The following is a 19718-nucleotide window of genomic DNA, read 5'->3' on the forward strand; positions in this document are numbered from 1 at the left end:
CGGCAGCCGGCGGATTATTTGCGCTAGGCCGGACCGTTCGCTACGGTTGGGCATTGTCTCTGACGACCAGGTCCCGCCTGCGCCGCATTCCCAAAGCTGTGGCGCGGTGGTAAGCGGGCATGACTGCGGCCGGAGGGAAAAGGGTTCCCAGCGGCGGCGCCAACCGGATGGAAGCGGCTGAGGGATGGGCGAGCGCGTTCTTCTGGCGGATATCGGTGGCACCAATGCGCGCTTCGCGCTGCTGGACGACGGCGTGATCGGACCGATCACGCATTTCAAGGTCGCGGACTTTCCGAGCTCGGTCGACGCTGTCGCGGCATTCCTGTTGCCCCATGAGGCCGGCGGACCGCCAACGGCAGCGGTGCTGGACGTCGCCGGGCCGATCGAGAACAATCGCTGCGAGCTCACCAATAGCCATTGGATCATCGACGGCGCGGAGCTTAAGTCCCGCTTCAGCCTACGCTCGGCAAAGCTGCTGAATGATTTCGAGGCGGTCGGCTGGTCGTTGCCGGCGCTGCAGCGGGCCGATCTTTTTCCGCTCGGCGGCACGGCGGCCGTCGCCGGCGCGCCGATGCTGGTGATCGGCCCCGGCACCGGCTTTGGCGCGGCATGCTACCTGCCCAATAACGGACGGCCGGTGGTCGCCGTCACCGAGGCCGGCCATGCGACCCTGCCCGCGACCACCGAACGCGAGGCCCAGGTGCTCGCGAAGATACGGGAGCGCCTCGGCCATACCTCGATCGAGCGGGCCGCGCTGTCCGGAATGGGCCTGGAGAACATCTACCGGGCGATCGCCGCGCTTGATGGCGCCGCGGTGGCGGAACGCGACGCGGCTGCGATCACGCAAGCCGCTCTGGACGGCAGTTGCGCGACGAGCCGCGCCACGCTCGACCAGTTCTGCAGCTGGCTTGGCGCGGTCGCCGGCAATCTCGCGCTGACCTTCTGCGCCCGCGGCGGCGTCTTTATCGCCGGCGGCATTCCGCCGCGCTTCCCCGAGCGCGTCGCGCAATCCGCCTTCCGCAAGCAGTTCGAGAGCAAGGGCCGCTACGAGACCTACCTGCGTCCGATCCCGGCCTATATCGTGACCAGGCCCGACATCAGCTTCGTCGGCCTGAAATCGTTCTTCGAAGCCGATGCGGCGGCCGGCGGTGGATTGCCTCGCACCTGAGCGGAACGTGATCTGATCATCCAGCTATTGCTGGTTTATCATCCTCCGCAGATCGGAGCGTATGATGTCTCAATCCTCTCTTCGTGGCCGCACGGCCCTGGTCACCGGCGGCTCGCGCGGCATCGGCGCCGCAATCTGTCGCGCGTTGGCGGATGCCGGTGCCGATGTCGCGATCAATTACCGCGAGCGTGCTGACGATGCGGCAAAGCTCGCGGATGAATTGCGCAGCAAAGGCGTGCGCACTGCACCGTTCCAGGCAGACGTATCCGAGGCTGGCGCGGTCAATAAGTTGGTCAGGGAAATTGCGTCCGGGCTTGGTCCGGTCGATATCCTCGTCAACAATGCCGGCATCGCCATCACCCGCGGCGTCGACGATCTCACCGAGGCCGATTTCGACCGCACCATCCTGGTCAATCTGAAATCGGCGTTCCTCTGCACGCAAGCCGTTCTGGATTCGATGCGTGCGCGCAGATGGGGCCGCATCGTCAACATCTCCTCCGGCGCTGCCCGCGGCGCCGGCGCGATCGGCCCGCACTACAATGCCTCGAAGGCCGGCATGGAAGGATTGACGCGTGGCTATGCGGCGCGGCTGGTCAAGGAAGGCGTCACCGTGAATGCGGTCGCGCCGTCCTTGATCGAGACGGACATGATGAAGGGCCAGGATAGCCTCGTCAGCCGGATTCCGCTCGGCCGCTTCGGCACGGCGGCTGAGGTCGCCAAGGCCGTGATGCTGCTGGTCGACAATCCCTACATGACCGGGCAGACGATCGCGCTCAGCGGCGGCATGTCGTTCAACTGAGAGAGCACGCGGTCATTGCGAGGAGCCGAAGGCGACGAAGCAATCCAGAATCTTTGCGTCTGACCATGGATTGCTTCGGTTCGCTCGCAATGACGAGAGCCATTGACACTAGAGCCTTTTCCGTTCCGATTGAATCGGAACGGGGCTCTAGCTTTTTGTTTTGACGCGTTTTCTTGACGCGAACCGGTGTCCACTTCGCTTGAAAACGCTCTAGCTCCGAGCCATACCCCCCGCTCAATTACGACGAATTAATCTCTTCGATAGGACAAATTAATCCGGCGGCCAGCGTGCCGTAATGGCCTGATCGTTAGATCTCCATCGAAGCCTGTAGGGCTCCGACATTCACTTTCCGGCTTGGAGATTACGATCATGACAGGTTCAAATGGTCATCAACGAAGGTCCCTCGCAGCGCGGCGCCTTGCGCTGCTCGGCTCCGTTGCGGTTCTCGGCTCCGCTGTTATCCTTGCTGGCCCGCTGGGCTCTGGGCGATTTGCCGAGAGCGCGTTTGCGGCGACGCCTGCGTCGCAAGCGCAGCAGGGTCCGAACGGCTTTGCGGATCTGGTCAGCAAGGTGAAACCCGCCGTCATCTCGGTGCGCGTGCAGCTCGACGAGACGCCCGACGTCAACATGCTCGGCCGTAACGGCGACGATTCCAACGGTCCGGGCTCGTTCCGCGGCACGCCGTTCGAGCGCTTCTTCCAGCAATATGGCTTCGGCGAGGACGGCCCGCATATGCAGCGCCAGCGCCATCAGCTCATCACCGGCGTCGGCTCGGGCTTCTTCATCTCCGCCGACGGCTACGCCGTGACGAATAATCACGTCGTCGATCATGCAAGGACCGTGCAGGTCACGACCGACGACGGCAAGACCTACACCGCCAAGGTGATCGGCACCGATCCGAAGACTGATCTCGCGCTGATCAAGGTGCAGGGTGGCGGTGACTTCGCCTATGTGAATTTCGAGACCAAGATGCCGCGGATCGGCGACTGGGTGATCGCGGTCGGCAATCCCTATGGCCTTGGCGGCACCGTCACGGCCGGCATCGTCTCGGCCGAGGGCCGTGACATCGGCTCCGGACCTTATGACGATTATCTGCAGATCGATGCGCCGATCAACAAGGGCAATTCCGGCGGGCCGACATTTGACACCAACGGCAATGTCGTCGGCGTCAACACAGCGATCTACTCGCCGTCGGGCGGATCGATCGGCATCGGCTTCGACGTGCCGGCAGCGACCGCCAAGGCGGTGATCGCGCAGCTCAAGGACAAGGGCGTGGTGACGCGCGGCTGGCTCGGCGTGCAGGTGCAGCCGGTCTCGGCCGGCATCGCCGAAAGCCTTGGGCTGAAGAATGCAGCGGGCGCGCTGGTCGATGAAGCCAAGCCCGACACGCCGGCGGCGAAGGCGGGCATCCAGCCCGGCGACGTGATCACCGCGGTCAACGGCAATCCGATCAAGGATTCGCGCGCGCTGGCGCGTGAGATCTCGAGCATGGGGCCTGGCAGCAGCGCGAAGCTCGACATCGTTCGCAAGGGCGAGCAGAAGACCATCACGGTGACGCTGGCGACGATGCCGAGCGACCACGAGAAGCAGGCCAATGCGGGCAGCGAGGACAACAACGGTCCGACCACAGGTGTGCCGCATCTCGGCGTGACGGTGGCGCCGGCCAATGAGGTTGCGGGTGCGGGCAGCACTGGCGTCGTGATCACCGCCGTCGACCCCGACGGTCCCGCCGCCGAGCACGGCCTGCAATCGGGAGACGTCATTCTCGATGTCGCGGGCCGGAGCGTTGGCAACGTGTCCGAGCTGCGCAGCGCGCTGGCGGATGCCAAGTCGAACGGCAAGCACGACGTGCTGATGCGGGTCAAGACCGCCAACAACACGCATTATGTCGCCGTGCCGATCGGCTGATAACGCCGCGATAGACGCCGTCATTGCGAGGAGCGTGAGCGACGAAGCAATCCAGGGCCAAGAAGAACGCCTGGATTGCTTCGCTTCGCTCGCAATGACGCGATAAATCCAGCTTACGCGCCTTCTGGTCATGCCCCGCGCAGGCGGGCGTCCAGTACCGCGGCTTGAGCGATTGACCGAGCTGTCTTGGCGTACTGGATCGTCCGCCGGGGCCTGTCATCCGGGCCGGCCGAAGGCCGGACCGGATGGCGGACATGAGAGCTGTAGTCGAACCGGCGTATGTCCGCGACGAACTAACAACGGGGCGAAGCCCTCATCTTGCCTCTTCAAACCCGGCGAGCACTGCAGTCAGGTTCTGCCCCAAAATATCCGACAAATAACCGCCCTCCTGCACCAGCACGGTCGGCAGGCCGAGCCGCGCCAGCGCGGCGCCGATGCGGCGGAAGCCGGGCGTGGTCACGGCAAGGCCCGCCAGCGGATCGTGCTCGGAGGCGTCGAGGCCGAGCGCCACCACCAGCGCACCCGGCGCGAAGGCGTGAATCATCTTGGCGGCGGTCTCGAATGCCTTCAGATAGCCATCGTCGCCGGTCTTCAGCGGCAGCGGAATGTTGAGGTTGGCGCCCAGCCCCGCGCCTTGCCCGCGCTCATGCGCATAGCCCCAGACGAAGGGATAGTAGGCAGTCGGATCGGCGTGGATCGACACCGTCAGCACGTCAGGCCGATCGTAGAAGATGCCCTGCGTGCCGTTGCCGTGATGCACGTCGACATCGAGGATGGCGACGCGCTCATGCCGCTGGCGCAGATGCGCCGCGGCGATGGCGGAATTGTTCATGAAGCAAAAGCCGGAGGCGAGATCGCGATAGGCGTGGTGGCCGGGCGGCCGGCACAGCGCGTAGACCGCGTCCTCGCCGTCCATCACCATCTGTGCCGCCGTGGTCGCGACATCAGTCGCGGCACAGGCGCCTACCCAGGTGCCGGGACCGATCGGCGCCGAGGTGTCCGTGGTGTGCCAGCCGAGCCGGCCGACGATATGGGTCGGATAGGTCCCAGCGTTGCGCACCGGGTGCATGTTCGGGATCATCTCGGAGCCGGAATCGGGCAGCGCGCTCCACGCCTCCCACGCCTCTTCCAGGAAGTTGAGATATTCCGGGCTGTGCACCCGCGCCCGCGGCCCCTGGCCGAACGCGGTCGGCGCCACCAGCTGGTGATTGCCAGCCTTCAGCCCTGCAAGCAGGCGGTCGGCGCGCTCGGGCTGCTCGGTGGTGCGCTTGACGACGCCGCGCACCAGATAGAATTGCGGGTCGTGGCTGCGATGCAGCCCGGTATAGACGGCCTTCACGTCAGATCGCTCCTGTTGCCTGCGACGCGATTGTGCATGCGGCTTGCACCGGCACAAGCGCCGTGCTCGCGGCGACTAACCGCTATGCATCCCTGTCGCGAGTTTGGACTTGCCGCCCCGATCCCCCCGCATAAAGTCGTGCTCAGACGCTCAAGCCGGAACAGCCAGATGATGACCGCCCATGTCAAACCCGAAAGCCTGACCGATGCGACGCGAGAGGCGCGCGTCGACCTCGCCGCCGCCTACCGCCTGATCCATCGCCTGGGCATGGATGACAGCATCTACACCCATATTTCGGTGCGGCTGCCCGGCACCCATGACCGTTTCCTGATCAATCCCTATGGCATGCGCTTCGAGGAGGTGACGGCGTCGAACCTCGTCACGGTCGACATCGACGGCAAGGTCACCGACGATCCGCTCGGGCTCGGCATCAATCCGGCCGGCTTCACCATTCACAGCGCGATCCACATGGCGCGTCCCGACGTCGCCTGCGTGCTGCACACGCACACGGTCGCGGGCGTTGCGGTGTCGTCGCTGAAATGCGGCGTGCTGGCGCTCAATCAATGGTCGGCGCAATTCGCCGGCCGGCTCGCCTATCATGACTTCGAAGGCATCGCGCTCGACCTCGACGAACGCGCGCGCCTGATCAACGATCTAGGCGACAAGAACGTGCTGGTGCTGCGCAACCATGGCATGCTGACCTGCGGCCGCTCCGTCGCGGAAGCGTTCAAGCTGATGCACAATCTCGAGCGCTCCTGCAAGGCGCAGCTCGCGATCCAGGCCTCCGGCGCCGAGATCAACCCGATTTCGCCGCAGATCGCGCTGCACACCGCCGACCAGTACACCAAGGGCTACGACCGGATCGAGAAGGAAGGCAAGCCGGACGGCGAATGGGCTGCGTTCAAGCGCATGCTGGACAAGTCGGACCCCGACTACGCAAGCTGAGCTGATCGCTTGAGACGAGTGCGGGCCGGGCAGCTGATCCGGCGCGCGACACGTTGATGCGGCGCGCCGAGCGCATGGGGCAGGCGGTATCACGCGCGTCGCGATACAGGCATGCACCGGTATGAAACCGATCAATTCAGAAATTGTATCGATCGATACCGGTTTCGGCTTGGACCGCTCCTCGACATCTCTCTAGGAAGGTTCTCGAGGAACGTCTTCAAGAGAGGTGTGCGCATGAGCACAATTGCGTCTGTGGCCGACGTGCGTCGAACGCGGGTCCGTCTTTTCATCGTGACCATGCTATTCCTGGTCACCACCGTGAATTATGCCGACCGCGCCACGCTCTCGATCGCCGGTCCCGCGCTTTCTAAGGAACTTGGCCTCGATCCCGTCGCCATGGGCTACGTATTCTCGGCGTTCGGCTGGTCCTATGTGATCGCGCAGGTCCCGGGCGGCTGGCTGCTCGACCGCTTCGGCTCGCGCTGGGTCTATGCGCTCTCCATCCTGACCTGGTCGGTCTTCACGCTGATGCAGGGCTGGGTCGGCTTCCTGAACGGCGGTATCGCGATCGGAGCCCTGTTCGCGCTGCGCCTGATGGTCGGCTTTGCCGAAGCACCGTCCTTCCCCGCCAATGCGCGCATCGTCGCCGCGTGGTTTCCCAGCAACGAGCGCGGCACCGCGTCTGCCTTCTTCAATTCGGGGCAGTACTTCGCCACCGTGATCTTCGCGCCGCTGATGGGCTGGATCGCGCATGAGTTCGGCTGGCGCCATGTCTTCACCGTGATGGGCGTGCTCGGCGTACTGATGGCGCTGGTCTGGATCAAGACCATGTACGGCCCCAAGGAACATCCTTCGATCAACGAGGCCGAGTACGACTACATCAAGGACGGCGGCGCGCTGGTCGACATGGAAGGCGCCAAGAAGGACAGCAAGGAAAGCAACGCTGCCAGCGGCCCGGGCTGGTCGCACATCCGCCAGCTGCTGTCGAATCGCATGATGCTCGGCGTCTATATCGGCCAGTACTGCATCAACACGCTGACCTACTTCTTCCTCACCTGGTTCCCGGTCTATCTGGTCAAGGAGCGCGGGCTGTCGATCCTGCAGGCCGGCTTCGTTGCCACTCTGCCGGCGCTCTGCGGCTTCATCGGCGGCGTGCTCGGCGGCTTCATCTCGGACGCCATCCTGCGCAAGACGGGCTCGCTGACGCTCGCGCGCAAGATCCCGATCGTGGGCGGGATGCTGCTGTCGATGACGATCATCGGCTGCAACTATGTCGACGGCCAGGCGCTGGTGGTCGGCCTGATGGCGGTCGCCTTCTTCGGCAAGGGCATCGGTGCGCTCGGCTGGGCCGTCGTCTCCGACACCTCGCCGAAGGAAGCCGGCGGTGTCTCAGGCGGCCTGTTCAACACCTGCGGCAACCTCTCGAGCATCACCACCCCGATCGTGATCGGCTACATCCTGGCCGCAACGGGATCGTTCAATGGCGCGCTGGTCTTCGTCGGCCTCAACGCGCTGCTGGCGGCGATCTCCTATCTCTTCATCGTCGGCAAGATCGAGCGGGTGCAGCTGCGAACCTCCTGAGCACCACAATTGTGCTCGACTTCACGGCGGCCTCTGGCCGCCGTTTTTTTTGCGCGTAGATGCTCGTCATTGCGACCGAAGCGAAGCAATCCAGCGAAGGAAGGCTGGATTGCTTTATCGCTTCGCTCCTCGCAATGACGAAGCTCAGCTATGGCGACGCACTCAGTGCACCGTCTCCCCTTGTGGGAGAGGGTGGATCGCATGAGCGAAGCGAAATGCGATCCGGGTGAGGGGTCTGCATCCGCGGAGACAGACCCCTCACCCGGCTCGCTTCGCTCGCCACCCTCTCCCACAAGGGGAGAGGGTGCAGCCGACTCGTCGAGACAGCGCCGACAATCCGGTAAGCAACAATAACTTCGATTTCTCTCTCTCTCAATCGATGCTAATCCGCGTCCATGCCCGCTCGATCCATGCCCGGGAGGTATCGATGTTCGATCTCAACCAGCTCCGTTGCTTCGTCACGGTCGCCGAAGAGCTGCATTTCGGCCGCGCCGCGGTGCGGCTCAACATGACGCAGCCGCCGCTGTCCCGGCAGGTGCAGGTGCTGGAGCATATCGTCGACGCAGCCCTGCTGGAGCGCACCAGCCGCTCGGTCAAGCTGACGCCGGCGGGCCGCAGCTTCCTTCCCGAGGCACGACGCATCCTGAAGCTCGCCGAGACCGCAGCGCAGGTCGCGCGGAGAATTGCGAGCGGCAAGAGCGGCGCATTGAAGATCGGCTTCACGGCGGCGGCGGCCTACGGCTTCCTTCCCGACCTGGTCGCGGCCTGCCGCGCGAAGCTACCGGAAGCCGACCTGTCGCTGCAGGAGATGGTGTCGGGCGATCAGATGGAGGCGCTGGCGTCGGGACAGATCGATGCCGGGCTGCTGCGGCCGCCCATCGCGCGGCCGGAATTCGCGACAAGGCGCGTGCTGGCCGAGCCGCTCTATGCCGCGATCCCGCGACGCCATCGCCTGGCCTCGACCGAAACCATCTCGATCAAGGATTTCGATGCTCAACCCTTCATCATGTATTCGCCATCGGAGGCGCGCTATTTTCACGACCTCCTGGTGGCGCAATTCATGCGCGCCGAGGTGCTGCCGCGCTACGTCCAGCACTTGAGCCAGATCCATTCCATCCTGTCGATGGTGCGCGCGGGCCTGGGGCTCGCCATCGTGCCGGAGGCCGCCACGAGCCTCAGGATCGCCGACGTCAAGCTGCGTCCGTTGAAGCTGCGCAACCCGGCGCCGGTGGAATTGTTCATCGTCTGGCGCCGCGAGCACGACAACCCGTTGCTGCCAGCGCTGGTCGACATCGCCGGCGGTCTCGCCGCCTTGCAGCGCGCCGAGGATTGATACCGAGCCAGCATCGATCAATACCGTGATTGGCTTGGACCGGCATCGGACTTGAGCTTAACCAGAGCCTGCGGACGCGGCAGATAAGCGTCCAAATAAATCATGTCATGGAATTCCAAGGAGCGGCGCGATGAGCAAGATGACCCCTCAGGAGATGGCCCAGCAAATCGGCGGCGGCCTGCTCTCCTTCCCCGTGACGCCGTTCAAGGCGGACTATTCCTTCGACGAGGTGACCTATCGATCCAACATGGACTGGCTGTGCGGCTATGACGTCGCCGGCCTGTTCGCCGCCGGCGGCACCGGCGAATTCTTTTCGCTGACCGCGGCCGAGGTCCCGCAGGTGGTCAAGGTCGCGGTCGAGGAGACCAAGGGCCGCGTGCCCGTGCTGGCCGGCACCGGCTATGGCACCGCGATTGCACGCGAGATCGCAATTGGCGCCGAGGAGGCCGGCGCCGACGGCCTGCTGCTGCTGCCGCCCTATCTGATGCATTCCGAGCAGGACGGCCTTGCCGCCCATGTCGAGGCGATCTGCAAATCGGTCAAGATCGGCGTCATCGTCTACAACCGCGACAACGCGATCCTGCAGCCCGACACGCTCGCGAAGCTCTGCGAGCGCTGCCCGAACCTGGTCGGCTATAAGGACGGTATCGGCGACATCGAGCTGATGACGCGCGTCTATTCCAAGATGGGCGATCGGCTGACCTATATCGGTGGCCTGCCGACCGCGGAAACCTTCGCACTGCCCTATCTCGACATGGGCGTGACCACCTATTCGTCCGCCGTGTTCAATTTCGTGCCCGAATTCGCCACCAATTTCTACGCTGCCGTGCGCAGGCGCGATCACGCCGCGATCCACGCCGGGCTGAAGAATTTCATCCTGCCGCTGATCGCGATCCGCAACCGCAAGAAGGGCTACGCGGTCTCGATCATCAAGGCCGGCATGAAGGTGATCGGCCGCGACTCCGGCCCGGTGCGCCCGCCGCTCACTGACCTGACGGATGCGGAGATGGCAGAACTCACGGCGCTGGTGAAGGCGCTGCCGGACGCAGTGCCGGCACGACAGGCCGCGGAGTAAGGCGGGTCGTATTCGCCTCTACCCCTCATCCCGAGGAGCTTGGCGCAAGCCAGGCGTCTCCCGGACGATGCTTCGCATCGCCTAGAGAAGGATGAGGCCCGACTGAGGCCTCATGGTTCGAGACGGCGCTGTGCGCCTTCTCACCATGAGGCGGGACCAACGAAGCAAGACGACAAAGGAGGAGCAGATGGTTCAGGACGCGATCCGCGCAGGTTTCAAGGGCGCGCCCGTCGTCACCGGCATGGAAGTCATTCCGGTCGCCGGCCGGGACAGCATGCTCCTCAATTTGAGCGGGGCGCATGCGCCGTTCTTCACGCGCAACATCGTCATCCTCACCGACAATTCCGGCCACACCGGCGTCGGCGAGGTGCCGGGCGGCGAGAAGATCCGCAAGACGCTGGAGGACGCACGCGACCTCGTGGTCGGCCAAACCATCGGCGCCTGCAACAACATCCTGGCGTCGATGCGGACGAAGTTCGCCGATCGCGATGCCGGCGGCCGCGGCAAGCAGACCTTTGACTTGCGCGTGACGATCCATGCGGTCACCGCGGTGGAGTCGGCGCTGCTCGATCTGCTCGGCCAGCATTTGAACCTGCCAGTTGCGGCGTTGCTCGGCGAGGGCCAGCAGCGCTCCTCCGTCGAGGTGCTCGGCTATCTCTTCTTCGTCGGCGACCGCAGCAAGACGGACCTGCCTTATGCCACCGGCGAGGGCGGGAGGGACGGCTGGTTCACACTGCGCCATCAGCAGGCGATGACGCCGGAGGCGGTCGTGCGGCTTGCCGAGGCGACGCACGACCATTACGGCTTTGCCGATTTCAAGTTGAAGGGCGGTGTGCTCGCGGGCGAGGCCGAGATCGAGGCCGTCACCGCGATCGCCAAACGCTTTCCGCAGGCGCGCGTGACGCTCGATCCGAACGGCGCCTGGTCGCTCGATGAGGCGATCCGCCTTTGCAAGAACATGCACGGCATCCTTGCTTACGCCGAGGACCCCTGCGGCGCCGAGGCCGGCTTCTCCGGCCGCGAGATCATGGCCGAGTTCCGCCGCGCAACGGGCCTGCCGACCGCGACCAACATGATCGCGACCGACTGGCGCCAACTCAGCCACGCGCTGCGGCTCGGCGCGGTGGATATCCCGCTCGCCGACCCCCATTTCTGGACCATGCAGGGCTCGGTGCGGGTGGCGCAGACCTGCCGCGACAACGGCCTGACCTGGGGTTCACACTCCAACAACCATTTCGACATTTCGCTGGCGATGTTCACCCATGTCGGCGCCGCCGCGCCTGGCAAGGTGACCGCGATCGACACCCACTGGATCTGGCAGGACGGCCAGGCGCTGACGAAAGAGCCGTTCCAGATCAAAGGCGGCCAGATCGCGATTCCCGATCGCCCGGGCCTTGGTGTCGAGATCGACCGTGCCGCCATCGACAAGGCGCACGCGCTCTACCAGCAGCATGGCCTGGGCGCACGTGACGACGCGATCGCAATGCAGTACCTGATCCCGGGCTGGACCTTCGACGACAAGCGTCCGTGCCTCGTGCGCTGAGTTGTCGGATGCGGTAGTGTGCCGCGGCAATCGCGAGCAATGCGTGGAGAATAAGATGAACGCGATCTTGAAGAATTTCATCGCCGGTGAGTGGGTGGACGGCTCCGGCGTCACCAAGAACATCAATCCATCGAATACCAAAGACATCGTCGGCGAATATGCCAAGGCCGACAAGGCGCAGACCGAGAAGGCGATCGCCGCCGCCAAGGCCGCCTTCCCGGCCTGGTCGCGCTCGACCCCGCAGGAGCGCTATGACGCGCTGAACAAGATCGCCACCGAGATCCTGGCCCGCAAGGAAGAGCTCGGCCGGCTGCTGGCGCGTGAGGAAGGCAAGACGCTGCCCGAGGGCATCGGCGAGGTCGGCCGCGCCGGCCAGATCTTCGCGTTCTTCGCCGGCGAGGCGCTGCGGCTGATGGGCGAGAAGGGCCAGTCGGTACGCCCCGGCCTCGACGTCGAGATCACCCGCGAGCCGGTCGGCGTGGTCGGCATGATCACGCCCTGGAACTTCCCGATCGCGATCCCGGCCTGGAAGATCGCGCCGGCGCTTTGCTACGGCAACACCGTGGTGTTCAAGCCTGCCGAGCTGGTGCCGGGCTGCGCGCATGCTTTGAGCGAAATCATCGCCCGCTCGGGCATTCCCGCCGGCGTGTTCAATCTCGTGGTCGGGTCGGGCTCGGTGGTCGGCCAGACGCTGCTCGAGCATCCGGACGTCAGCGCGATCTCGTTCACCGGCTCGGTCGCCACGGGTCGCAAGATCGCGCAAGCCTGCGTGCTCTCCAATCCGATGAAGAAATTCCAGCTCGAGATGGGCGGCAAGAACCCGATGATCGTGCTCGACGACGCCGACCTCAAGGTCGCAGTCGAGGCTTGCGTCAACGGCGCCTATTTCTCCACCGGCCAGCGCTGCACGGCGTCCTCGCGGCTGATCGTCACCGAGGGCATCCATGACAAGTTCGTCTCCGCCATGACCGAGCGGCTGAAGGGCCTCGTCGTCGACGACGCGCTGAAGCAAGGCACCCATATCGGCCCCGTGGTCGATCAGGGCCAGCTCGACCAGGATCTGCGCTATCTCAAGATCGGCCAGGACGAGGGCGCCAAGCTCACCTGGGGCGGCGAGCTCTTGAACCGCGACGCGCCGGGCTTCTACATGCAGCCGGCGCTGTTCACCGAGGCCAACAACAACATGCGCATCGCGCGTGAGGAGATTTTTGGCCCGGTCGCCGCTGTCATCCGCGCCAAGAACTACGACGAGGCGCTGGCGATCGCCAACGATACCGAATTCGGTCTCGCCTCCGGCATCTGCACGTCAAATTTGAAATACGCCTCGCACTTCAAGCGCAACAGCGAGGCCGGCATGGTGATGGTCAACCTGCCGACCGCCGGTGTCGACTATCACGTGCCGTTTGGGGGCCGGAAGGGCTCGAGCTACGGCGCCCGCGAGCAAGGCTCCTACGCACGCGAGTTCTACACGACGGTGAAGACGTCTTACGTCTATCCGGTGTGATTTCATTCGCCGTTGATTAAGAGCCGTCATTGCGAGGAGCCGAAGGCGACGAAGCAATCCAGACTTCCCTTCTGCCTCTGGATTGCTTCGCTTCGCTCGCAATGACGGAAAGCAGGACCGTGGGCTGGGCAAAGGCGCAATGCGCCTTGCCCACCGTTCTTTCGCTCCGAAGACAGATGGTGGGGCACGCTTCGCTTTGCCCACCTACACCCGATGAGGGAGAGCAGGCATGAAACATCAGACGCCGACGGCGGAGCAACCCCGCTACATCAAGCTCAACGCGCGCGATAATGTCGCGATCGTCGTCAATGATTTCGGCCTGCCCGCCGGCACGAGATTCCCCTGCGGCCTCGAACTGAAGAGTTTCGTGCCGCAGGGGCACAAGACAGCGCTTGTGGACATCGACGAAGGCGCGGCGATCATCCGCTATGGCGAGGTGATCGGCACAGCGAAATCGAAGATCGCAGCCGGCGAATGGGTCGACGAGCCCCGCATCGAGATGCCGGATGCGCCTGACCTCGACAAGCTGGAAATCTCGACCGCCGTCCCTGCCCCGCTGCCGCCACTAGAAGGCTACACCTTCGAGGGCTATCGCAACGCCGACGGCTCGGTCGGCACCAAGAACGTGCTCGGCATCTCCACATCAGTGCAATGCGTCAAGGGCACGCTCGAATATGCGATCAAGCGCATCCGCGCCGAGCTCCTGCCCAAATATCCGAACGTCGACGATGTCGTCGCGCTGACCCATGCCTATGGCTGCGGTGTCGCGATCTCCGCGCCCGACGCCGTGGTGCCGATCCGCACGCTGCAGAACCTCGCGCTCAATCCGAATTTCGGCGGCGAGATCCTCGTCGTCGGCCTCGGCTGCGAGAAGCTCGCGCCCGAGCGGCTGCTGCCCGAAGGCGTCAGTGATAGCATCGTGCGCATGCAGGACGAAGCCTTCGACGGTTTCGGCGCCATCGTCGATGCCATCATGACGCAAGCAGACGCGCGGCTCGCCCAGCTCAACAAGCGCCAGCGCGAGACCTGCCCGGCCTCCGATCTCGTGATCGGCCTGCAATGCGGCGGCAGCGATGCCTTCTCCGGCGTCACCGCCAACCCAGCGGTCGGCTTTGCCGCGGATCTCCTGGTGCGTGCTGGCGCCACGGTGATGTTCTCGGAAGTGACCGAGGTGCGTGACGCGATCCAGCTTCTCACGCGCCGGGCCATCAACGAAGACGTCGGCCGCGCGCTGGTGCGCGAGATGGCCTGGTATGACGCCTATCTCGCCCGCGGCGGCGCCGACCGCAGCGCCAACACCACGCCCGGCAACAAGAAGGGTGGGCTCGCCAATATCGTGGAAAAATCATTGGGATCGATCGTCAAGTCCGGCTCCAGTGCTATCGCGGGCGTGCTGTCGCCGGGTGAGAAGGCGAAGACGAAGGGGATGCTGTTTGCGGCAACGCCGGCCAGTGATTTCATCTGCGGCACCTTGCAGCTCGCCTCTGGCATGACGCTGCAAGTGTTCACCACTGGCCGCGGCACGCCCTATGGCCTTGCGGCCGCGCCGGTGATCAAGGTCGCAACCCGAAGCGAGCTGGCGCGGCGCTGGAAGGATCTGATCGATTTCGACGCGGGCCGCATCGCCACCGGCGAGATGACGATCGAGGAGACCGGCTGGGAGCTATTCAAGCTGATCCTCGATGTCGCCAGTGGCCGTACCAAGCCGTGGTCGGACCACTGGGGCATCCACAACGATCTGACGCTGTTCAATCCCGCGCCGGTGACTTGACGGTCACGCTTCCGGATGAGCGAAGCGACATCCGGGAATGTCTCGACCAAGGCCCCCGGGTATCGCTGCGCTCACCCGGGCTACTCGCTGGTCCGCCAATGAAGGTCTACCCTCTCCCCTTGTGGGAGAGGGGTCTCTCTCCGCGCGCACGAATTGTGGAGAGAAACCCCTCACCCGGCTCAATCTCGCTTCGCGAGATCGATCCACCCTCTCCCACAAGGGGAGAGGGTACACCGGTGTCGGCCAATCCTTCTTTGACTCGACGACTAAGAGGACTCGCAAATGTCCCGCATATCAGCGCTGCGCACCATCCGCGTCGACGAACGGCCGAACCTGATCTGGGTCGAGGTCGAGACCGACGAGGGCCTGACCGGGCTTGGCGAAAGCTTTCGCGGCACGCGAGCGGTGGAGTCAACGATCCATGAGCTGATCGCGCCGCTCGTGCTGGGACAAGACTCGCGCCGCATCGAGGCGATCTCGCGCACCTTGCTGACGCCCTATCTCGGCTTCCACAGCGCCAGCGCCGAGGTGCGCGCGGCCAGCGCGATCGACATTGCGCTATGGGACCTGAAAGGCCAGCGCCACGGTGTGCCCGTGCACGAGGCACTCGGCGGTGCCAGCCGGCTCGAAATCCGCGCCTATAACACCTGCGCCGGCTATGCCTACAACACGGCGGCCGCGAAGCGCCGCGAGATCGGCAGCGCGGACGCCGCACTCGGCCCTTACGACGACCAGATTGCCTTCATGCGCGATGCTGGCGCGCTTGCGGAGAGCCTGCTCAGCGAAGGCTTCGGCGCGATGAAGATCTGGCCCTTTGATCCCTTTGCCCATGCTGGCGGCCACGCGATCTCGCTCACGGACTTGAAGACCGGGCTGGAGCCGTTCAGGAAGATCCGTGCCGCGGTCGGCGACCGCATCGAGGTGATGTGCGAGCTGCACAGCCTGTGGGGCGCCCACACCGCCGAACGCATCTGCCGTGCGCTCGAAGATTACGACGTATTCTGGGTGGAGGATCCGCTGAACAAAATGGACGATGTGCAGGGCCTCGTCGACCTGCGCCGCCGCGTCAAGACTCCGATCTGCGGCAGCGAGACGCTGGCGGGCGCGGCCAGCTTCCGCAACCTGCTCGCGGCCGACGCGCTCGATGTCGTCATGCTCGATGTCGCCTGGTGCGGCGGGCTGACGGAGGCGCGCAAGATCGCAGGCCTTGCGGAAGCCTACAACAAGCCGGTGGCGCCGCATGACTGCACCGGTCCGGTGGCGCTGATGGCCGGGCTGCATCTGGCGCTGCACGCGCCGACCGCGATTTTCCAAGAGGTGGTGCGCGCAACACTGGCGACCTGGTACCGCGAGCTTGTCACGGAGCTGCCGGTCATCAGAGGCGGCATGGTGCAGGCGCCATCAGCGCCGGGCCTCGGCCTCGCGCTCCATCCGGACGTGAAGCGGCGCGAAGATGCAATCGTGCGGGAGAGCAGGGCAGACACATGAGCGCGGCGACGCTCCGGATGTACATCGCAGCAGGTCTATCCGCCGTCATTGCGAGGTGCGTACGCGCCGAAGCAATCCAGTTCTTTGCTTTTCAGCATTCTCGATTGCTTCCGCCGTCGCCCTTCGGGCTATGGCGGACAAGTCGCTTTCGCTCGCAATGACGGATAGACTGGTCGCAAGGCCGTCGGCGCGCCCATTCCGGGATGGCGACCATCGGTCACGCGAGGGATGAGGCGTGCCATGTTGAACCGTGTTGCTGCTGCCTTTGTCGGCCTTTTGCTGATGTGCAGCCCCTCCCACGCCCAGGACGCCCTTTCCAATGTCCCGCGCGAGGTGCTCGACGACATCGTGACCGGCAGCCGCATTCTGGCCGATCTCGGCATCGTCGACGGCTTCGGCCATGTCAGCGCACGGCATCCGACCAACCCGCAACACTTCCTGATGGCGCGCTCGGTGGCCCCGGCGCTGGTCACCGCCGACGATATCATGGAGTTCGACGAGAACGGCGAGCCGGTCGATGCGCGCGGTCGCGCCATCTTCCTGGAGCGCTTCATCCATGCCGCGATCTATCGCGCGCGACCAGACGTGATGGGGGTGGTGCACGCGCATTCGCCGGGCGTGATTCCATTCGCCAATGGCAAGACGCCGTTGAAGCCGATGTTTCACAATGGGGCCTTCCTCGGCGCGGGCACGCCGGTCTGGGACATCGCCAAGGATTTCGGCGCCACCGACATGCTGGTGCGCAACAACGCGATCGGCAACTCGCTGGCGCAGGCGCTCGGCGACAAGGCGATCGTGCTGATGCGCGGCCATGGCGACGTCGCGGTGGGCTCGGCCGTCAAGGTCGCCGTGTTCCGCGCCTATTACACCGACGTCAATGCGCGGCTGCAGACCCAGGCGCTCGCGCTCGGGCCGGACATCACGTTCCTCTCCCCGGAGGAAAGCGCCAAGGCCGACGCGGTGAACATGATCATCATGGAACGCGTCTGGAATCTGTGGAGGCTGCGGGTGCAGACGCTACTGGGGAAGTAGTGACTTGCGCTGCCGGTGCCGCCGTCATTGCGAGGAGCGCTAGCGACGAAGCAATCCAGGCTGTCTCTGGAGCGATTTTCTGGATTGCTTCCGCCGTCGCCCTTCGGGCTATGGCGGACACGTCGCCTCGCTCGCAATGACGTAGGCGGCAGTCCTGCCAACTACACCGCGCCCTCCGTCTCGACATACAGCGCATAGAGCGAGTGCGACGCCGCCATGTAGAGCCGGTTGCCTTTCGGGCCGCCGAAGGCGAGGTTCGGGCAGCGCTCGGGCAAGCGGATGAAGCCGATCGGCTTGCCCTGCGGATTGAACACCATGACGCCATCGAGATCTTCCGACCGGCCCCTGAGCGGATACACCTTATGGCCATTGACCTCGACCGGTTCGGAGGCCAGTGCGCCATTGCTGCCCCAGCCGCACCACAAGTTACCGTCACGATCGACCCGGAAGCCGTCCAATGCGCCCTGGTCCGCGGCGTCGATCAGCTTGACCTTGTTGCCGACCGAGCCGTCCGCATTGACGTCGTAGCTCCAGATGCTGCGATTCGGCGTGCCCTTCCACTCCACCACATAAAGCTTCTTCTCGTCCGGCGAGAAGGCAAGCCCGTTCGGATTGACGAGATCGGTGATGACGGCGGTCAGCTTGCCATCGGTGCCAATCCGGAAGACGTTGGTGTTGGCCTGCTCGGGCTTCGCCTTGTAGCCCTCCCAATTGCCGTTGATGCCAAAGGTCGGATCGGTGAACCAGATCGTATCGTCCGACTTCACGACGATGTCGTTCGGCGCGTTCAGCCGTTTGCCTTCGAAACTGTCGGCGAGCACGGTGATCGCGCCATTCTTCTCGGTGCGGGTGATGCGCCGCGTCAGCGAATGCTCGCAGGTGACGAGCCGGCCCTGCCGGTCGCGGGCATTGCCGTTCGCGTAGTTGGAGGGGCTGCGGAAGACGGTGAAGCTGCCGTCCGCCTCGCTGTATTTCATGATGCGGTTGTTGGGGATATCGCTGAGCAGCAGATAACCGCCATCCGGAAAATACACCGGCCCCTCGGCCCAGCGCATGCCGCTCGCAAGCTGCTCGACCGAGCTGCTGTAGAGGCGATATTTCGTGAAGCTCGGATCGAGCACCTCGACGGCGGGATCCGGATAGCGCTGGTTCGGCCTGAAGGCGAACGATTGCGCCTGTGCGCGAGCGGCCATCGCAACACTGGCCGCGGCGCCGGCAAGCATGGTCCGGCGTGAGATCGTCATGGTATCCTCCCTTGCAAATCGTGCCCTGGGCTGCCGCCCGGGCTTGGTCCGATCCAATAGAGGCTGCACGCCGAGGGGTCTAATTTTCATCCGGCATCGATCGATACCTGCGCCGTATCGACACCGACCGCGTTGCAACGCACAGCAATGGCGTGCCAGTGTCCCCCCTCCGGAGTTCGCCCAGATCGTATCCCGGCGTCTTTTCGCCGCGACCTGACTCAATTAACATCCCCGGCAGCTTAATGACTGAGGCCGTGCCCGCCGATGCCCCTGAATCCTGACCGGCTCCTCGACCGTATCCGCGTCCGGCGGATGGGGCGATGCGTTCTCGTCATCCTCGGCCTGTGCCTCGCCAGCCCCGTTTTGGCGCAGACGAGCCCGGCCTCCATCGAGCCCGAGCAAAAGCCCGATATCGACCTCTATGCGCTGATGTCTGGCAGTTGCAGCAAGCTTACCGTCGACGGCCGCGACTTTCCCTGCAAGACGGTCGCTTTCTTCCACAGCATGAAGGGTCGTGCCCACTTCACGGTCGCGCTCGATGACCCCGCCGACGACAGCCACATCATCGCGTTTTCCGGCAGGAAAGGCCACCGCTCCCCGGCACAGCAGGATGTTTACGAGCTGCCGGTCGATCGCCTCCTGCTCAATTCCAAGTCGCGACCGCGCGTCGATGGCATCCCCGTACCTGCCACGGAAACGTCGACCGGGGTTTGTCGCCAGATCGGCAACTTCGCCTCGCTCCGGGTCACGAGCATCAGCTGCTCGGCGACCGACCGGACCGGGCGGGTCTACGAACTACAGTTCGTCTCCGACGGCACACCGATCACGCTGCGGCGGGTGTTGCAGACCACGCCGAGCATCCAGCAGGATGAAACTCCCTAGGGCTACCGCACGCGCAACCAGCCCACCGCGGCGCGTGTCTAAATATTTTATTGCGCCTTGAACGTGTGTGCCCGCTCGGCAGACTGACCTCGAAAAGGGGCAACAG

Annotated in this window: 15 protein-coding genes; 13 read left to right on the forward strand and 2 right to left on the reverse strand. The window is 64.6% G+C overall.

What is annotated here, in order from left to right:
• Positions 1-184: 184 nt before the first annotated feature.
• The 3 genes from glk to P6U24_RS30920 all read left to right on the forward strand — a co-directional run bounded on the left by glk (position 185) and on the right by P6U24_RS30920 (position 3875).
• Positions 185-1168, forward strand: coding sequence for a glucokinase (gene glk / locus P6U24_RS30910; RefSeq protein WP_407156202.1), 984 nt, complete (start codon positions 185-187; stop codon positions 1166-1168).
• Positions 1169-1232: 64 nt separating this feature from the next.
• The gene (locus P6U24_RS30915; RefSeq protein WP_407156203.1) at positions 1233-1967 is read left to right on the forward strand and encodes an SDR family NAD(P)-dependent oxidoreductase; all 735 of its coding nucleotides are present in this window, start codon (positions 1233-1235) and stop codon (positions 1965-1967) included.
• A 369-nt stretch (positions 1968-2336) separates the two neighbouring features.
• A complete protein-coding gene (locus tag P6U24_RS30920; RefSeq protein WP_407156204.1) occupies positions 2337-3875 on the forward strand; it encodes a Do family serine endopeptidase in 1539 nt (512 codons plus the stop codon).
• 313 nt (positions 3876-4188) lie between these two features.
• Here the strand turns inward: P6U24_RS30920 and P6U24_RS30925 are convergent, their stop codons facing one another.
• Entirely contained in the window at positions 4189-5214 is a 1026-nt protein-coding gene (locus P6U24_RS30925; RefSeq protein ID WP_407156205.1) for a histone deacetylase family protein, read from the reverse strand.
• A gap of 168 nt (positions 5215-5382) precedes the next feature.
• On the opposite strand from P6U24_RS30925, the gene P6U24_RS30930 reads away from it, so the two are divergent.
• The 9 genes from P6U24_RS30930 to P6U24_RS30970 all read left to right on the forward strand — a co-directional run bounded on the left by P6U24_RS30930 (position 5383) and on the right by P6U24_RS30970 (position 17486).
• A complete protein-coding gene (locus tag P6U24_RS30930) occupies positions 5383-6159 on the forward strand; it encodes a class II aldolase/adducin family protein (RefSeq protein WP_407156206.1) in 777 nt (258 codons plus the stop codon).
• A 234-nt stretch (positions 6160-6393) separates the two neighbouring features.
• A complete protein-coding gene (locus P6U24_RS30935) occupies positions 6394-7740 on the forward strand; it encodes an MFS transporter (RefSeq protein WP_407156207.1) in 1347 nt (448 codons plus the stop codon).
• Positions 7741-8167: 427 nt separating this feature from the next.
• A complete protein-coding gene (locus P6U24_RS30940) occupies positions 8168-9073 on the forward strand; it encodes a LysR substrate-binding domain-containing protein (RefSeq protein WP_407156208.1) in 906 nt (301 codons plus the stop codon).
• A 130-nt stretch (positions 9074-9203) separates the two neighbouring features.
• The gene (gene kdgD / locus P6U24_RS30945) at positions 9204-10148 is read left to right on the forward strand and encodes a 5-dehydro-4-deoxyglucarate dehydratase (RefSeq protein ID WP_407156209.1); all 945 of its coding nucleotides are present in this window, start codon (positions 9204-9206) and stop codon (positions 10146-10148) included.
• Between the two features lie 187 nt (positions 10149-10335).
• The gene (gene gudD, locus P6U24_RS30950; RefSeq protein ID WP_407156210.1) at positions 10336-11691 is read left to right on the forward strand and encodes a glucarate dehydratase; all 1356 of its coding nucleotides are present in this window, start codon (positions 10336-10338) and stop codon (positions 11689-11691) included.
• Between the two features lie 55 nt (positions 11692-11746).
• Complete coding sequence (locus P6U24_RS30955) at positions 11747-13195, forward strand: aldehyde dehydrogenase family protein (RefSeq protein WP_407156211.1); 1449 nt, start codon at positions 11747-11749, stop codon at positions 13193-13195.
• Between the two features lie 229 nt (positions 13196-13424).
• On the forward strand, positions 13425-14966 hold the full coding sequence (garD, locus tag P6U24_RS30960) for a galactarate dehydratase (RefSeq protein WP_407156212.1): 1542 nt from the start codon (positions 13425-13427) through the stop codon (positions 14964-14966).
• A 282-nt stretch (positions 14967-15248) separates the two neighbouring features.
• Positions 15249-16454: a mandelate racemase/muconate lactonizing enzyme family protein gene (locus P6U24_RS30965; protein ID WP_407156213.1), complete on the forward strand. Its 1206-nt coding sequence runs from the start codon at positions 15249-15251 to the stop codon at positions 16452-16454.
• Positions 16455-16817: 363 nt separating this feature from the next.
• Complete coding sequence (locus tag P6U24_RS30970) at positions 16818-17486, forward strand: class II aldolase/adducin family protein (protein ID WP_407160653.1); 669 nt, start codon at positions 16818-16820, stop codon at positions 17484-17486.
• Positions 17487-17647: 161 nt separating this feature from the next.
• Here P6U24_RS30970 and P6U24_RS30975 read toward each other — a convergent pair whose 3' ends face one another.
• Positions 17648-18730: an SMP-30/gluconolactonase/LRE family protein gene (locus tag P6U24_RS30975; RefSeq protein ID WP_407156214.1), complete on the reverse strand. Its 1083-nt coding sequence runs from the start codon at positions 18728-18730 to the stop codon at positions 17648-17650.
• 264 nt (positions 18731-18994) lie between these two features.
• Here P6U24_RS30975 and P6U24_RS30980 point away from each other — a divergent pair, with 264 nt between their 5' ends.
• Positions 18995-19612 carry a hypothetical protein gene (locus P6U24_RS30980; RefSeq protein ID WP_407156215.1) on the forward strand — a complete coding sequence of 206 codons (618 nt, stop codon included), beginning with the start codon at positions 18995-18997 and terminating at the stop codon, positions 19610-19612.
• Positions 19613-19718: the final 106 nt, after the last annotated feature.

The sequence above is a fragment of the Bradyrhizobium sp. STM 3557 genome, from assembly GCF_045571465.1.
In the GTDB taxonomy this organism is placed as follows: Bacteria; Pseudomonadota; Alphaproteobacteria; order Rhizobiales; family Xanthobacteraceae; genus Bradyrhizobium.

Bases quoted from the DNA above. Each gene is read 5' to 3' on its own strand.
- glk (WP_407156202.1), top strand. From the start codon at position 185: ATGGGCGAGCGCGTTCTTCTGGCGGATATCGGTGGCACCAATGCGCGC.
- P6U24_RS30915 (WP_407156203.1), top strand. From the start codon at position 1,233: ATGTCTCAATCCTCTCTTCGTGGCCGCACGGCCCTGGTCACCGGCGGC.
- P6U24_RS30920 (WP_407156204.1), top strand. From the start codon at position 2,337: ATGACAGGTTCAAATGGTCATCAACGAAGGTCCCTCGCAGCGCGGCGC.
- P6U24_RS30930 (WP_407156206.1), top strand. From the start codon at position 5,383: ATGATGACCGCCCATGTCAAACCCGAAAGCCTGACCGATGCGACGCGA.
- P6U24_RS30935 (WP_407156207.1), top strand. From the start codon at position 6,394: ATGAGCACAATTGCGTCTGTGGCCGACGTGCGTCGAACGCGGGTCCGT.
- P6U24_RS30940 (WP_407156208.1), top strand. From the start codon at position 8,168: ATGTTCGATCTCAACCAGCTCCGTTGCTTCGTCACGGTCGCCGAAGAG.
- kdgD (WP_407156209.1), top strand. From the start codon at position 9,204: ATGAGCAAGATGACCCCTCAGGAGATGGCCCAGCAAATCGGCGGCGGC.
- gudD (WP_407156210.1), top strand. From the start codon at position 10,336: ATGGTTCAGGACGCGATCCGCGCAGGTTTCAAGGGCGCGCCCGTCGTC.
- P6U24_RS30955 (WP_407156211.1), top strand. From the start codon at position 11,747: ATGAACGCGATCTTGAAGAATTTCATCGCCGGTGAGTGGGTGGACGGC.
- garD (WP_407156212.1), top strand. From the start codon at position 13,425: ATGAAACATCAGACGCCGACGGCGGAGCAACCCCGCTACATCAAGCTC.
- P6U24_RS30965 (WP_407156213.1), top strand. From the start codon at position 15,249: ATGTCCCGCATATCAGCGCTGCGCACCATCCGCGTCGACGAACGGCCG.
- P6U24_RS30975 (WP_407156214.1), bottom strand. From the start codon at position 18,730: ATGACGATCTCACGCCGGACCATGCTTGCCGGCGCCGCGGCCAGTGTT.
- P6U24_RS30980 (WP_407156215.1), top strand. From the start codon at position 18,995: ATGCCCCTGAATCCTGACCGGCTCCTCGACCGTATCCGCGTCCGGCGG.